The sequence below is a fragment of the Caldisericaceae bacterium genome, assembly GCA_036574215.1.
Lineage (GTDB): Bacteria > Caldisericota > Caldisericia > Caldisericales > Caldisericaceae > Caldisericum.
The window spans coordinates 1-15,334 of sequence record JAINCR010000037.1; the positions used below are offsets into that span (position 1 = coordinate 1).

The window sequence follows — 15,334 nt, forward strand, 5'->3', positions numbered from 1 at the left end:
TGGAAATGCCTGTTGGCGATGAGGAGGAGAGTAGGCTTGAGAACTTCATTGAAGATAATAGACACATGACTCCGGAAGGAGAAAGCCTTAATCAATACTATAAAGAGCAGATTGAAAAAGTCCTTGATAAACTTACTCCCAGAGAAAAAGAAATCCTAAAATACCGAATGGGACTCGATGGTGAATATCCTCATACATTGGAAGAAGTAGGAACAATATTCGGTGTAACCCGAGAAAGGATTAGACAAGTTGAGGCAAAAGCCAAAAGGAAACTACAACAGTATATAAGGGAATTAGAAAGCGAAGAGGGCGTGCTTAACTATTCTGAGGAAAATTTAGAAGATGATGAATAGTTAGTAGTGTTTAGTTTTCTACAATCAATCTTATAATTTGTTTAATAACATCTCTTGACTTTTCCATTGCTTGAACTGAAGCAAACTCATAAACACTGTGGTAATTGGAACCACCCGAGAAAATATTTGGGGTAGGTATCCCCATGTATGTAAGGCGAGCTCCATCGGTTCCACCTCTTATTGGTCTCGTTTTAAACTCTACCTCAACTTTTTCAAATGCTTTCTTTGTAATTTCTAAAATTTCTGGGTGCTTTTCAATAACTTCTCTCATGTTATAATACTGGTCATGTAGATCAATTTTTATTGTTCCTTCGCCGTACTTATCATTTATAAAGTTTGCGATATTTTCTGCAAGTATCTTTCTTCTTGCAAATCTATTTCTATCATGGTCTCTTATGATTGCTTTAATCTTAGTTTTTTCAACACTTCCTTCTATTTCGTAAAAATGAAAGAATCCCTCGTAATTTGTTGTAGCCTCAGGACTTTCTAACTGTGGGAAAAGTGAAATCACTTCCGTTGCGATTTTTATTGAATTTTTCATTGCGTTTTTTGCACTCCCTGGATGTGTATTAATACCATTTATTGTGTATTTTAGAGAAGCTGCATTAAAGTTTTCAAACTCAAAAACTCCCAATCCTTCACCATCTAAAGTAAAAGCAAAATTAGGTTTAAAACGTTCAAGATCAATTTTGTCTACCCCTCTTCCAATTTCTTCATCTGGGGTAAAACAAATGTAAATATCCCCATGCTTAACATTAGAATGTAGCACTTCGTCTATGGCTTCAATAATCTCTACAACCCCTGCTTTATCATCTGCTCCAAGTAAGGTTTTTCCATTTGTTACTATAAGGTCGTGACCTATGTATTCCTTTAAATGAGGAAATTTAGTGGGCGATAAAATAATGTGTTCTTCTTCGTTTAGTTCTATATCTTCTCCATTATAGTTGCGAATAATTTTAGGTGATATTGATTCTGAAGAGACTTCTGGCGATGTATCTAAATGTGCAAGAAAACCAACAGATGGAAAATCTCCTTGCACATTTTTCGGAATAAGCGCATATACATATCCAAACTCGCTTACGTAAGGATTTAATCCAATTTCTTTAAGATCGGAAGCAACCATGTTAGCTAAAATTAGTTGATTGCTAGTGCTAGGGAAAGTTTCAGAATCTTCCTTAGATTGAGTGTTTACTTTTACATACTTAATGAATCTTTCAACCATTTTCTCCATTTTTTCACCTCTACAAAATTATAGCAAATGTCTTATAATATATTATTACGATTTTTACAGGAGGTATAAAAATGCAATTCCATATTAAATGTGAAGAAAAAGATATTGCACCTTATGTATTGTTGGTTGGTAATCCCGAACGAGCAGAAAAAATTTCCAAAATGTTAGATGAAGTAAAATTAGTAAATAAATATAGACTACTCTATGTTTATACTGGATTTTATAAAGGAAAAAGCCTCACTGTTGCAACAACTGGAATGGGTGCACCATCAACTGCCATTGTTCTTGAGGAGTTGATAAACTTGGGTGGAAAAGTTTTCATTAGAGTTGGCTCCGCAGGTGGAATAGACCCTAAGTTAAATGTTGGAGACATAGTAATTGCAACAGCAAGCATTAGAGATGATGGAACAACTCCTAATTATCTTAGACCAACTTTTCCTGCAGTTTCTGATTTTGATTTGACGATGAAGATGCTTACGGTAGCAAGACAAATTAGAAATAACATTAGTTACGGGGTAGTTATTTCGGAAGATGCTTTCTATATTCCATATTCTGAAGAGGAGATTAAAAAATTTGTCAATGCTAATGTTAAAGCTATAGAAATGGAAAGCGGTTGCGTTTTTATTGTTTCGCAGTATAGAGGTGTAAAAGCTGCTGCAATATTTGCTTTAGATGGGAATGTAACTCTTAAAACCATAAAACCAGCAGGGCATGAAACACTCTTTGCTGGAGCAGAAAACGATTCCATTAAGATTGCTCTTGAGACTCTTTATGCTTACTCAGAAGAAGGTAAACTATGAGAGTTAGAGAAGATATTTCAGAAGCAATTTCACATAATAGACCAGTAGTTGCCTTAGAAAGCACCATTATTACTCATGGTATGCCCTATCCTGAAAATGTTAAAACGGCAATTGAAGTTGAAAATGTAGTAAGAGAAAATGGAGGAGTTCCTGCAACAATCGGTATTTTTGATGGGAATGTAATCATCGGCTTAACGCATGAAGAAATTGAACTCCTTGCCAAAAGCAAACAGGTCGTTAAAATCTCTACAAGAGAAATACCTTTAGCTATTGCAAAAAGACTTTCTGGGGGAACTACTGTTTCTGCTACTTCTTTTCTTGCAGAACTTGCAAAAATAAAAGTTTTTGTAACAGGTGGCTTAGGCGGTGTTCATAGAGAAGTCTTCGAGAATTTTGATATTTCAAGGGATTTAGAGGAACTTGCAGTTCGTAACATTGTTATTGTATCAAGTGGCGTAAAATCAATTCTTGACGTTCAAAAAACATTTGAGTATCTGGAAACAAAAGGCATTCTTGTGGTAGGATACAAGACAAATGAATTTCCTACTTTTTACAGTAGATCAAGTGGATTTGAAATACCTGAGGTTGATGAAAAAATAGTTTCGCATATCTTTAAGGAGAAACTAAAATTAGGTATGCAAGGAGCAGTATTAGTTGCAAATCCTATACCACAAGAGTATGAAATCCCTTTTAAAACAATGGAAAAATGGATTGAAGAAGCACTTTCAGAATTAAAAAAGAATAATATCCATGGGAAACAAGTAACACCTTTCTTGCTTTCGAGAATCCATGAAATCAGTCATGGAGAATCACTAGAGGCAAATATTGCATTAATAAAAAATAATGCAAAAGTTGGGACACTTATTGCAAAAGAGTTAGTGAATAATGGATTGGACTAAAGAATACTTCGATGACTTATATTTAAAGTATTTCCTGCTTAACCAAGATAAAGAAAGGACAAGAAAACAGGCTGAGTTTATTCAAAAATTCTTTAATGTTCAAGATTATCTACTTGATGCCGGCTGTGGAATAGGAAGACATTCAATTGAATTAGGTAGATTGGGGTTTAATATTTTAGGGATTGATTTTAATGAAAATTACATTAAATTGGCAAAAGAGAATGCTTTAAAGGAAAACGTTTTGAATGTTGATTTTATTACAATGGATTTAAGAGAACTCAACTTTAACGATAAATTTGATGGTATTGTGAGTTTGTGGTCATCCTTTGGGTATTTTGATGATGATACAAATGATTTAATTCTAAAAAAATTTTTTACTGCTCTAAAAAGAAACGGAAAGCTGATCATTGACGTAGAAAATAAAGATTACATTCTAAAATTCTTTATTAGGGAAACCTTTAAAGAAAAGGAAGATAACATATTTATACTCGAAAGAAGAAAGTATAATCCAGTAACTTCAGTTGTTTCAACACACCGATTTATTATTGGACCAAACTTTAGAAAAGATTACCTAAGACATATAAGGATATATTCACTTTCAGAACTAATTTACATATTGAAAAATAATGGTTTTTCAAATTTCCAATATTTTAGTGATTTTGAAGGCAAACCATTTAATATCGATTCAGATAGAATTATTCTCATTGGTGAGAAGAAGTCTTGATTTTTTTAGTTTATTTTGTATACTATTACTAGTAAGGTAATATTTTGGAAATAGAAAATGATATTAACGACATTAGAAGACTATGCTATAAAAGTCCTTCTTTATCTTTCTTTAAAAAAAGGTCATCGGGCTACTGTGCATGAAATTGCACACAATAACAATGTTTCTTTTCCATATATTTTAAGAATTTGTGCAAAATTACGAGAAAAAGGTATTTTAGTTAGCGAAAAAGGAAGAAACGGTGGCTACCAATTAAGTAAAGACCCTTCAAAGATTACTTTAAAAGATATTATAAATGCAGTTAATAGACAAAGTATTGAAATTAAATGCGTGTATAGTAAAAAAGGAGGAAAATGTAAGCCACAGGAATGTATTTCCTTTAATTCATTACTATTTTTAAAAAGCGAAATTGACCATTTATTAGAAAATATCACTCTAAAAGATTTAGTTGAAAGGAGAGATTTTTATGCCAATTATTCAGACACAAGTAATTGATGTTCTTAAAACAACTTTTGTTCCTTCCTTAAAGAAATTACTTTTAAATGTTGGTAGTATCGATAGTGTAGAAGTGATAGGAAACAAGGTTAACATTACTTTAAGATTGCCAAAACTTGAAGATAGTATAATAGAAGAGCTTAAGGCAGTTATTACAAAAAGAGTTATGCAATTAGGTGCTGAAGTTGTTGATATTGATATAGTTTTTAAAAGTTTGCCGAATATTAAAAGAATTATTGCTATTGCTTCTGGAAAAGGGGGCGTTGGAAAATCGACAGTTACGACAAACCTTGCCGTTTCTTTAGGTCAACTTGGTAATAGAGTTGGAGTTCTTGATGCGGACGTCTACGGTCCAAATATCCCGAAGATGTTTGGTGTAGATTCTTTACCGAAAGTAAACGAAAATAAAAAGTTGATTCCAATTGAAAAATTTGGGATAAAACTAATATCTGTTGGTTTACTTCTTGAAAGTAGTGATACGCCAGTAATATGGAGAGGTCCTCTTGTCACAAAAGCAATTGAACAACTCTATGAAGACGTTGAATGGGGCGAACTTGATTTTCTTTTAATTGATTTACCTCCTGGAACTGGAGATGTTGCTCTTACCATTGCTCAAAGCTTACCTACAAAATACGGGATTATAGTTACTACTCCACAAGAAGTTTCACTGCTTGATGCTTCAAGGGCGTTAAATATGTTTAAACAAATGAATATTCAAATTTTAGGTGTTATTGAAAATATGTCGTATTTTGTTTGTCCTCACTGCGGCGCTAAAACAGAAATTTTTGGTGCTGGCGGAGGAGAAAAACTTGCTTTGAATAGTAACGTTAGTTTTCTAGGGAAAGTTCCATTGGAAACACAAGTAAGGGAAGGTGGAGATTTAGGAATTCCCTCATTATTTTTGAAAGGAAACTCAGAGGTAAAGTTAGCCTTTCAAGAAATAGCAAAGAAGCTCATTGAACAATTAACTTTGTTAGAATCTTGATAATATTTAAAATTTTGGTATCCTTTATATGTAATGGAAGAAAACTTAAGTGTTGTAGAGCTAACTAATCCTAAGAATTTCTTTAGGATTAGCGGTATTCTTAATGAAAATTTTAAAGCGATAGAGAAAGAACTTGGAGTGAAAATTTACCTAAGAGATGAGAAAATATTAATAAAAGGAGACAAGGAGAAAGTAAAAGAAGCCGAAAAAATTATAGAAGAAATTGAAAAACTTATTAAAGAAAAACAGCCTTTTTCAGTAAGAGACATCGTCTATGCAGCAAAAGTGCATCAGCCTAAATCTTTAAAAGAACTTAAAGAGTTGCAAATTATTGAAGATATTAAAGGTAGAGGTATTTCACCACAAACAATTGGCCAGAAGCAATTTGTCGAGAGTGTATTCAAAAAAGATATTACAATTGTAATAGGACCCGCAGGCACAGGAAAAACATACTTATCAGTTGCTATTGCGGTAAAATTTTTATTGTTAAATATGGTTGAAAGAATAATTTTAACACGACCTGTAGTTGAGGTTGGCGAAAAGATTGGTTATCTTCCTGGTGATATTCAACAAAAAGTTGATCCTTACTTTAGGCCAATTTATGATGCTCTCTTTGAGTTTTTAGGGCAGGAAAAAACTCAAAGATTATTGAATAATAAAACTATTGAAGTTGCTCCACTTGCCTTTATGAGAGGACGAACTTTAAACGATGCTTTTATTATACTTGATGAAGCCCAGAATACAACATCATCACAGATGAAGATGTTCCTTACAAGACTTGGCAATGGTTCAAAAATGGTCATAACTGGTGACCTTACCCAAAGCGATTTACTTGCCAGTCAAGGCAAAAATGGATTAGAAATAGCTATTGAAGTCCTTCATGATATCAAAGATATCTCAGTTATTTATCTAAATAGTTCTGATATTGTAAGGCATAATCTAGTCCAAAGAATTATTGATGCTTATGATAACTATGAAACCAAAAAGGGTAATAGAAAAACTTAATTCTCTTTTCACTCCAAAATTTGAAAAAGAGAATGTTATACTTTTCCTTTTGATTTTCATCTTATTTTTAGTTTTTTCTTTTATTCTTTATTTCCTTTCCATTAGGAATCAAGTGAGTATTAAAGTCGGGGAGCAAGCTCCCTATGATATAGTTGCCTCTACTTCATATGTCTATGTTGATCAGGAGAAGACAGAACAGAAAAAGGAAGAAGTTAAAAAAAGTATTTCTCCTCTCTATACCTTGAATACTAAAACAGAGCTAGAGGTAATTAATAGCATAGAAGATTTCTTTAATAAAGTGATGGGTATTACGAGTAGAACAATAAGTCTTGAGGAAAAAGTAATCCAAATAAATGAAACTCTTGAAGTTAGCGATACTTATGCAAAAATACTTGCTAAATTCAACCAAACGCAGCTGACTAAAATCAAAAATTTCATAATTAATGAACTTAACAATTTTTATAAAATTGGAATAAGAGAAGAAAACATAAAGGATGTGATTTCAGATATCCACAAAGGCACACAGTTTTTAGCCTTTAATGATGATGAGAAAGTAATAACTAATTATGTTGTAAACAGATATATAAAACCTAATTTAGTTATTGATGTTAATGCAACAAATATGGCAATGGAAGAAGCCTTAAAAAAAACAAAACCAGTTCAGGTAGTAATTCCTGAGGGAAGTAAAATAATAGAAAAGGGCAAAATAATAACGGAAGATGATATTAAACTCCTGCAAACTCTTGGACTTTTTAAGAACTTTTCCTTCGTTGATGTATTTATATTAGTTTTACTTTCTTTACTTGAATCAACTCTTATATATTTGGCTGTTTCAAAAAAGAAAAAAAAGTTAACAAAACTTATAGAAATTTTTACAATTATTCTACCAATATCATTACTAAGCTTTTATCTTTCTCAGATTTCTTTGTATTTGATTCCCTTGCCGCTTGTTGCACTTCTTGTAATCGAGTTTTTTGACATCAAAGAAACAACCTTAATAATACTTTCTTTTACACTTCTTATTGTAAACAATATAAATGTTTTTAATCTGATACTTTTACTCTACCTTGTTATTTCTATACTGATAGCATTGTTTGAAGAAAAGGAAAAGAAAATTTCCCAATATTTATTAATTGATCTTTTTGCAAGTCTTTTTGTGTTTTTAGTAGTTTTGCTAATAAATCTTTCGTTTAAAATTGATCTTCAACTTGTATTGAATAATGCACTTTATGTTATTTTTATGTTTGCATTAACTGCTCCAGTTGCAATGGTTTTATCTTATGTAATAGAATATATATTTAATGAAGCGGCATTTTTAAGACTTATTGAGCTTAGCGATTTAAACGCACCACTTTTAAAGGAAATGTCTAATATTGCACCAGGCACTTTTTCCCATTCTCTAATGGTTGCGGCAATCGCCTCAAAAGCAGCTGAAGAAATAGGTGCTAATTCTTTACTTACGAGAACAGGAGCCTTATACCATGATATTGGTAAGATGCTTTATCCATACTACTTTACAGAAAATCAGGTAAATTTACCTAATATTCACAATACAATCTCACCAAATTTGAGTAAAGTAATTATAATTAATCATGTGAAAGATGGAGTAGAACTTGGAAAAAGTAATAGACTTCCTGACGATATTATTAATTTCATCAAAACTCACCATGGAACAAGTATAATCTCATATTTTTATCATAAAGCTAAAGAAACAGATCCTAACGCAAGTGAAGATAGCTTTAGATACCCTGGTCCTAAGCCTGACACAAAAGAAACTGCTATTGTTGCTCTTGCAGATTCAATTGAGGCAGCTTCAAAAAGTTTAGAAAATGGAGAAATTGATCTTAGATCAATTGAAGAATTAGTGGAAAGGCTTGTAAAAGATAAAGTTGACGATGGCGAACTTTCAGAATCAACTATAACCTTAAAAGAACTAGAAATTATTAAGCAATCTTTTATTAGGAGTTTATTGTCTCTGTATCACAGAAGAGAGAAATATCCTCAAGATGAGCATAAAGGTTGAAATTATTAACAAAACAAGGAAATATTTGATTAATAAGACAAATATAAAAATTCTTATTAAACATGTATTAGGATTCCATCCAATCAATGGCAAAGTGAAAGTTGACATTGTTTTTGTAGGTAATAAGGAAATCAAAAAGTTGAACTCGCTTTTTAGAAAAATAAATAGAGCAACAAACGTTTTGTCTTTTGTCTTGGAGTATGAAGAAGATAAAATTTTAGAGGGAGAAATCGTTATTTCATGCGAAAAAGCTAAAGATGAAGCTAAAAAATTAGGAAATAACTTCAATGACTATGTTGTATTTTTAATTATTCATGGATTGTTGCACATTTTAGGATACGATCATATAGAGGAGAGCGATAGAAAAAAAATGGAAAAACTTGAAGAGGAAATATTTGATAGTTTTTTATCTAAAACGAAAAGGAGGGTGATTGAGATTTGGACTCGGTGAGTATTAGCTTTATTATCCTATTAATTTTACTTTTGATTTCTGCTCTTGTTACCACCCTTGAATCAGCCATGTTTAATGCAAATCTTCATAAATTACAGAGTCTTGCAAAGAAAAACAAAATATTTAACAGGCTTATTGAGCACAAAAAAAATCCAGAATCTTTTATAAGTGTGATTGTAATAACTAATAATTTCGTTAATTTCCTCTTTGCTGGTTTAGTTACAAGGATTGCTATTCAATATGCAACATTAACAAACTCTTCAACAGACTTGTTTTTACTCATAGGCACATTAGTTTCAACAATTGTAGTAGTTATTTTTGGAGAGACTGTGCCTAAAAACATCGGAAGTATAATTCCTGAAAAGATACTCCAATTTCTATTTCCTATATTCATTATCCCTTACTATCTATTAAAACCAGTTGCCTTTATACTTACAAAGATTGTTCAATTGATTCTCAAGGTTCTTGGTATTGAAAAGAAAGATAGGAAGTATTTTGAATCTGAGGAAGAACTTATGTCAATGATTGAAACTGTGCAAAAAGAAGGCTTTATAGAAAAAGACGAAGAAAAAATGATACTTTCAATTTTTGAATTTGGAGACACTCTTGTTGAAGAGGTAATGACCCCAAGAGTAGATGTTGTTGCAATAGATATTGAGTCAAGTTTGGATGAAATACTTGACACAATAACAAAAAGTGGTTATTCAAGATACCCAGTCTATGAAGAGAAGATAGACAACATTATTGGCATTCTCTACCTAAAAGATATAATGAAACTTTTAGTTAAAAAACAGCAGATTGATATAAGAAAGATTTTAAGGCCTCCATATTTTGTGCCAGAAACAAAACGATTAGATGAGCTTTTTAAAGAGATGCAAAAAAATAAGATGCACCTTGCAATAGTATTTGATGAATTTGGTGGCTTTGCAGGGATAGTAACCATAGAGGATATCCTTGAGGAAATAGTCGGTGAGATTCAAGACGAGCTTGAAGCTGAAGAAAAACCAATCCAAAAAATTGGAGAGAATGCATATCTTGTAAGTGGATCGCTTCCAATAAGTGACTTTAATGAAATTTTTTCAACACAGTTAAGTGACGAACAAGCCTCAACTATTAGTGGACTTATTTTAGAAACTCTTGGTAGACTGCCAAATCCAGGCGAGGAAATCACCATTGATAAAATAAGATTTATTATTAGTAAGGTAGGAAATAGAAGAATTATACAAATAAAAGCCATATTTAAGGAAAAGAAAGAAGGTGAGTAATTATGCAATTAGAGGACCTGATTAAAGAGGCATTTAACGCAATGGATTTTGCTTATGTTCCGTATTCCCAGTTTAAAGTTGGTGCTGCGCTACTTACAAAAAGCGGTAAGGTTTTTACTGGTTGCAATATAGAAAATTCAAGTTATGGTGCAACAGTGTGTGCAGAACGTGTGGCAATTTTTAAAGCGGTTTCAAGTGGAGAGAAAGATTTTGATACCATTGTCATTGCAACAAATACAAACGAGCCAAGCCCCCCCTGCGGAATTTGTAGGCAAGTAATGTCTGAATTTTCAAGCGAACTTAAGATAGTCCTAGTTAATAATAAAGGCAAAATAATTGAGACTAACCTAAAAGAGTTATTGCCTTTATCATTTACTAAGGATAATCTCAAAAATGGAGGTTAGATATGAAAAAAAATTATCTTTTTGCAAATTGGAAGATGAACAAAACCTTAAGTGAAGCAATAAAGTTCAGTGAGTGCCTGGAACCCAAAATACAGGAAGAAAATCCCACAGTTGCAATATTTCCCTCGTTTCCCTATCTTGGTTATTTAAAAAATGCTCTTTCTAACTCTAAGATTTTTGTTGGGGCACAAAATATGTTCTACAAAGAAGAAGGTGCTTTTACTGGTGAAGTTTCACCACTCATGCTAAAAGATTTCGGAATTCGTTTTGTTCTTATAGGACATTCTGAGAGACGACATATTTTTAAAGAAGATGATGAATTGATAAACAAAAAGGTATTAGCTGCTTTAAATTACGGAATTACTCCAATACTCTGCGTTGGTGAAACTATTGAAGATAGAGAAAAAGGCCGCACTAAAAAGGTCATAGAAGAGCAAATTAACAAAGGACTTTCTTCGGTTTATGAAACTAATTTTATAATTGCCTACGAACCAGTTTGGGCAATTGGAACAGGACTAAACGCCTCACCAGAACAAGCCGTAGAAGTGCACATATTCATAAGGGATTTATTGTTTGCAAAGTTTCAAGAAAGAGGAAAAGAGGTTTCAATACTCTACGGAGGAAGTATTAAAAAAGAAAACTTCGAAAGCCTTGCGCTTCAACCTGAAGTTGATGGTGGACTTGTTGGTGGTGCAAGCCTTGACTGTGAGCATTTCAAAAACTTGTTTGATATTTTAAAAAAGGCAAAATCCAATAGTAAATAGTGTTAGATAAAGTTTTACTAAATCTAAAAACAAGTGAAAATTATTCAGGGCAAATTGTAAAGGCCTTTTATTTGCAAAGTGAATCTTATGAAAAATTTCCATTGCCGGATTCCCTCAGTTTTGCATTAAAAGAAAAATTAGTAAAGGATGGCATTAATTATCTTTATAGACACCAGATAGAGAGTTTTAACCTACTACAGGATGGGTATAATGTTGTAATAACTTCTTCAACTGCTTCAGGAAAAACACTTGCCTTTAATATCCCAATTTTAGATACCCTATTTAGAAATAAAAATGCAACAGCTCTATATCTATATCCAACTAAAGCGCTTGCTCACGACCAATTTGAAAAGCTTGAAAAACTTGTTGACTTTACCATTGGCACTTATGATGGTGATGTAGCGAGAGATGAAAAAGCAGCCCTAAGAAGAAAAAGTAGGATTATTTTTGCAAATCCTGATATTTTACATGTGGGGATCTTACCTAACCATATCCAATGGGACAGATTTTTTTCGAACCTAAAATACGTGGTAATTGATGAAGCTCATTTTTATTCAGGAGTGTTAGGCTCCCATTTTGCAATGATTATGAGAAGATTAAGGAGAGTGCTCTCAAATTACGGTAGTTTTCCGCAATTCGTCATTTCATCTGCAACATTAGAAAATCCTGAGGAATTTTCATTTAGGCTCATAGGTGAAAGGTTTAAATTAGTAGATGGTCCTAAGAATCCACAAGCAAAAAAGTTAATAATTATTTTTAATCCAAAACTCATTGATAAAGAATTAAACATTAGAAAAAACATAATAAAAGAAGCCGTGTGGGTTACTAAAACGTTACTTGAAAGTGGAAACCATGTGATTGTTTTTGAAAAGTCCCGTAAAGGAGTTGAACTTCTCTATAAATATCTAAAAGATGAGGTAAATGACGAATACGCTATTTCACCTTATAGGGCGGGATATTCAAAAGAACAAAGGCGAAAAATAGAAAGAGGCGTAAAAAATGGTGAAATAAAATGCATAATTGCAACGAATGCCCTTGAACTTGGTATAGATATAGGAGAACTTGATGCAACTGTCATCGTGGGATATCCTGGAAAACTTTCAAGCCTTTTTCAACAATCGAATCGGTCAGGAAGGAATAAAGATTCAGTAACTGTTTTTATTACAAGCAGCAACCCACTTGATCAATATTTTACAAAAGATCCAGATTATTTAGTTAACAAAAAATTTGATAGTATAAATATAAATTTAGATAACCCGTATATTTTAAAACCGCATCTTTTATGTGCCGCATATGAAGTTCCGATAAAGGAAAATCTTGACTCAGATTATTTTGGAAATTATTTGCAAACTTACTTAAAAGAGCTTTACGATTCAGGAGAACTGGTTAAAAGAAATGATAAGTATTTTGCAAATAGTAAATACTCCATTGCAGATAAGGTAAATATACGTGGTGTTGGAGAAGAAAACATTAAACTCATAGACTTAGACTCAAATAAAGAAATTGAAAAGATGTCACTTAAAAGAGCATTAGAAGAAGTTTTTCCAAATGCTGTCTATATGCATATGGGAGAAACATACGTTTCTAAAAAATTAGATGTTGAAAATAAAGTTGTGCTTCTTCAAAAGGAAAAGGTTGATTATTATACTGATTCTTTGGCTATTGAAAATATTTGGGTTAGAAGAGTTTTGAAACATAAGAAAGAGACGAATCTTGATATATACTTTGGAGAGGTAGTGGTAAACGAAATTATAAGAGGATTTGTAATGAAAGAGTTTTTTACTGATAAAAAAATTGGAACAGAACCATTAGAGCTTCCCTCAATAGACTTTGTAACGAAGGCAGCTTGGTTTATTATTCCTAACGAAATTGTAAATGAAGTAAAGCTTATTGATGATTTACTTGGATCAATACATGCGATGGAACATTCACTTGTTTCCATGATGCCCTTAATTGTGCAATGTGATAGAAATGATGTGGGTGGTGTTTCTCATCCAAAACATCCAGACACTGAAGGCACAACAATATTCTTATATGATGGGATAGAAGGTGGAATTGGAATTACTGAAAAAGCCTACGATAAAATGTTCGATTTATTAAATGCTGCGTACAAAAGTGTATCTTCTTGTCCTTGCAAGGATGGTTGTCCATCGTGTATATTTTCGCCAAAGTGCGGTAACGAAAATAAACCTTTGAGTAAAAGCGGTGCTATACTTCTTTTAAGGAAAATCTTGAAATGAAAAAAGTTGCTTCAGTAATTGCAATGCTTTTAATTATCTTACTTCTCCCCCTATATTTCATCTTATTACTGAATAGGCCAATTTTTGCAGTCTTATATAATCTACTTAAATTAGGAGAGTTATCAAACTTAGGTATAACCTCCTACTTAGAAACTGTAAATACGATTGTTAAATACTTTTTTAATTTTCAAAAATACCTTTCGCTACAAGATTTAACTAAAATTGAAATTTACCATATGTTTGATGTCAAAAACCTTTTCTTGTTAGGACTTTTGGTTTTAGTAGTTTCTTTTGTAGTATTCTTACTTTTCAGGAACTCCTTAGATATAACAACAAGAAAAAAAATTGTTTTTACTTTTTTTATAGGGATTTCTGTTGTCTCATTTTTTGGACTTCTCAACTTTGATCTACTATTTACACTCTTCCACAAGATGCTCTTCAGGAACAACTACTGGCTTTTAGATCCAAATACCCTTCTTATAAAACTTTTTCCTGAACAGGTATTCATGTCGCTTGGAATTTTATGGATTATCCTTTCTCTTTTATTTAGTGTATTGTTAATGATTATTTAGAGTTTTATCCTTATGGTAATAGGCATAAGCGTTGTGGTTGTGAATACTTTCAAAACTTAATACCTCTATTTCGTAATAGTTAACTCTTGTGTCGGAATCTAACGCTATTGCAACATCTCGGACAACGTCTTCTACAAATTTTGGGGTATTATAAGCCTTTTCAGTAATGTATTTTTCATCTTCTCTTTTTAGCAATGCAAAAAGTGGTGCGCTTGCTGCATTTTCAGCAATGGAAACGATATCCTCAATCCACACGATTTTGTTCATTTTTGTTCTAATAGTAACTATTGCCCTTTGGTTATGAGCTCCATAATCAGAAATCTCTTTTGAACATGGGCAAAGTAAATGAACTGGCGTTTTAACCTCCAAGGTAAAATCAAATTTATCTTCTAAACTAGCAATAAAGGCACAATTGTATTCCATGAAACTTTCATTTTGAGAAACTGGAGATTTTTTAAGTATAAAGTATGGAAACCTTACATTTATATGTGCTATTTGGGCATTTAAACTTGTCTTAATATCTTTAAGTATCTCCTCAAGTGTGTTTAAAGACATGTTTGTTCTGTGTTTATTGAGAACTTCTATAAAGCGACTCATATGAGTGCCTCTATAGTCTTTGGGAAGGTCTACAAAAAGGTCTATCTCCGAAACGGTGTGTTGAAAACCATTTTCTTTATCTAACACTCTTATAGGATATCGAATTTTTGAAACTCCAACCTTTTCTAACGGTATATTTCTAAAATCTTTTTCACTTTGCACGTCTCTCATCTTATAGTCACCCTGTTATTATGTCCCTCATAAAGAGTCACTTCGTTAATTTTACAACCTATTTTCGAGAATTCTTCATCTAACTTATCGAAGATCCACTTAGCAATAATTTCTGTAGTTGGATTGATAAATAAATTGTTCAAATCTTGATGGTCCAATTTCTTTAAGATTTCTTCTTCAACAATTTTTTTTATGAGCGCAAAGTCAATCACCATTCCATCATCCTTAAGATCTCCTGTTATGGTAACAGTTAACTTATAGGTGTGTCCATGTAGATTTTCACATTTGCCTTTATAGTCTATAACTCTATGGGCTGCATCGAAATAGAAATCTCTTGATAATAAGAACATAATGT

General features: G+C 32.2%; 17 protein-coding genes. 14 read left to right on the forward strand and 3 right to left on the reverse strand.

What is annotated here, in order from left to right; genetic code table 11:
* On the forward strand, window positions 1-353 hold a 353-nt coding region (locus K6343_01760), incomplete at its 5' end, for a sigma-70 family RNA polymerase sigma factor (protein ID MEF3244699.1).
* A gap of 10 nt (window positions 354-363) precedes the next feature.
* Here the strand turns inward: K6343_01760 and pepT are convergent.
* A complete protein-coding gene (gene pepT / locus K6343_01765) occupies window positions 364-1,584 on the reverse strand; it encodes a peptidase T (GenBank protein MEF3244700.1) in 1,221 nt (406 codons plus the stop codon).
* A gap of 71 nt (window positions 1,585-1,655) precedes the next feature.
* On the opposite strand from pepT, the gene K6343_01770 reads away from it, so the two are divergent.
* From K6343_01770 to K6343_01830, 13 genes are read left to right on the forward strand one after another with little or no spacing between them, the layout of a single operon-like run.
* Entirely contained in the window at window positions 1,656-2,384 is a 729-nt protein-coding gene (locus K6343_01770; GenBank protein MEF3244701.1) for a nucleoside phosphorylase, read from the forward strand.
* Window positions 2,381-3,283, forward strand: coding sequence for a pseudouridine-5'-phosphate glycosidase (locus K6343_01775; protein ID MEF3244702.1), 903 nt, complete (start codon window positions 2,381-2,383; stop codon window positions 3,281-3,283). The genes K6343_01770 and K6343_01775 overlap by 4 nt, the downstream gene beginning before the upstream one ends.
* Window positions 3,270-4,007, forward strand: coding sequence for a class I SAM-dependent methyltransferase (locus tag K6343_01780; GenBank protein MEF3244703.1), 738 nt, complete (start codon window positions 3,270-3,272; stop codon window positions 4,005-4,007). Before K6343_01775 ends, K6343_01780 begins: the two co-directional genes overlap by 14 nt.
* 57 nt (window positions 4,008-4,064) lie before the next feature.
* Window positions 4,065-4,502: an Rrf2 family transcriptional regulator gene (locus K6343_01785; GenBank protein ID MEF3244704.1), complete on the forward strand. Its 438-nt coding sequence runs from the start codon at window positions 4,065-4,067 to the stop codon at window positions 4,500-4,502.
* Window positions 4,474-5,487: an Mrp/NBP35 family ATP-binding protein gene (locus K6343_01790; GenBank protein MEF3244705.1), complete on the forward strand. Its 1,014-nt coding sequence runs from the start codon at window positions 4,474-4,476 to the stop codon at window positions 5,485-5,487. Before K6343_01785 ends, K6343_01790 begins: the two co-directional genes overlap by 29 nt.
* Before the next feature lie 33 nt (window positions 5,488-5,520).
* Window positions 5,521-6,492, forward strand: a complete 972-nt coding sequence (locus K6343_01795; protein MEF3244706.1) for a PhoH family protein — start codon at window positions 5,521-5,523, stop codon at window positions 6,490-6,492.
* Window positions 6,461-8,515: an HDIG domain-containing protein gene (locus K6343_01800; GenBank protein ID MEF3244707.1), complete on the forward strand. Its 2,055-nt coding sequence runs from the start codon at window positions 6,461-6,463 to the stop codon at window positions 8,513-8,515. The genes K6343_01795 and K6343_01800 overlap by 32 nt, the downstream gene beginning before the upstream one ends.
* Window positions 8,499-8,966, forward strand: a complete 468-nt coding sequence (gene ybeY, locus K6343_01805) for an rRNA maturation RNase YbeY (GenBank protein MEF3244708.1) — start codon at window positions 8,499-8,501, stop codon at window positions 8,964-8,966. The genes K6343_01800 and ybeY overlap by 17 nt, the downstream gene beginning before the upstream one ends.
* Window positions 8,954-10,231 carry a hemolysin family protein gene (locus K6343_01810; protein MEF3244709.1) on the forward strand — a complete coding sequence of 426 codons (1,278 nt, stop codon included), beginning with the start codon at window positions 8,954-8,956 and terminating at the stop codon, window positions 10,229-10,231. Before ybeY ends, K6343_01810 begins: the two co-directional genes overlap by 13 nt.
* Window positions 10,232-10,233: 2 nt before the next feature.
* Entirely contained in the window at window positions 10,234-10,635 is a 402-nt protein-coding gene (gene cdd / locus K6343_01815) for a cytidine deaminase (protein ID MEF3244710.1), read from the forward strand.
* A gap of 2 nt (window positions 10,636-10,637) precedes the next feature.
* Window positions 10,638-11,399, forward strand: coding sequence for a triose-phosphate isomerase (gene tpiA, locus K6343_01820; GenBank protein ID MEF3244711.1), 762 nt, complete (start codon window positions 10,638-10,640; stop codon window positions 11,397-11,399).
* On the forward strand, window positions 11,399-13,639 hold the full coding sequence (locus tag K6343_01825; protein ID MEF3244712.1) for a DEAD/DEAH box helicase: 2,241 nt from the start codon (window positions 11,399-11,401) through the stop codon (window positions 13,637-13,639). Before tpiA ends, K6343_01825 begins: the two co-directional genes overlap by 1 nt.
* On the forward strand, window positions 13,636-14,211 hold the full coding sequence (locus tag K6343_01830; GenBank protein ID MEF3244713.1) for a DUF1461 domain-containing protein: 576 nt from the start codon (window positions 13,636-13,638) through the stop codon (window positions 14,209-14,211). Before K6343_01825 ends, K6343_01830 begins: the two co-directional genes overlap by 4 nt.
* Here the strand turns inward: K6343_01830 and folE2 are convergent.
* Entirely contained in the window at window positions 14,197-14,979 is a 783-nt protein-coding gene (gene folE2 / locus K6343_01835) for a GTP cyclohydrolase FolE2 (GenBank protein ID MEF3244714.1), read from the reverse strand. The genes K6343_01830 and folE2 overlap by 15 nt on opposite strands.
* On the reverse strand, window positions 14,976-15,329 hold the full coding sequence (gene queD, locus K6343_01840) for a 6-carboxytetrahydropterin synthase QueD (GenBank protein MEF3244715.1): 354 nt from the start codon (window positions 15,327-15,329) through the stop codon (window positions 14,976-14,978). Before queD ends, folE2 begins: the two co-directional genes overlap by 4 nt.
* Window positions 15,330-15,334: the final 5 nt, after the last annotated feature.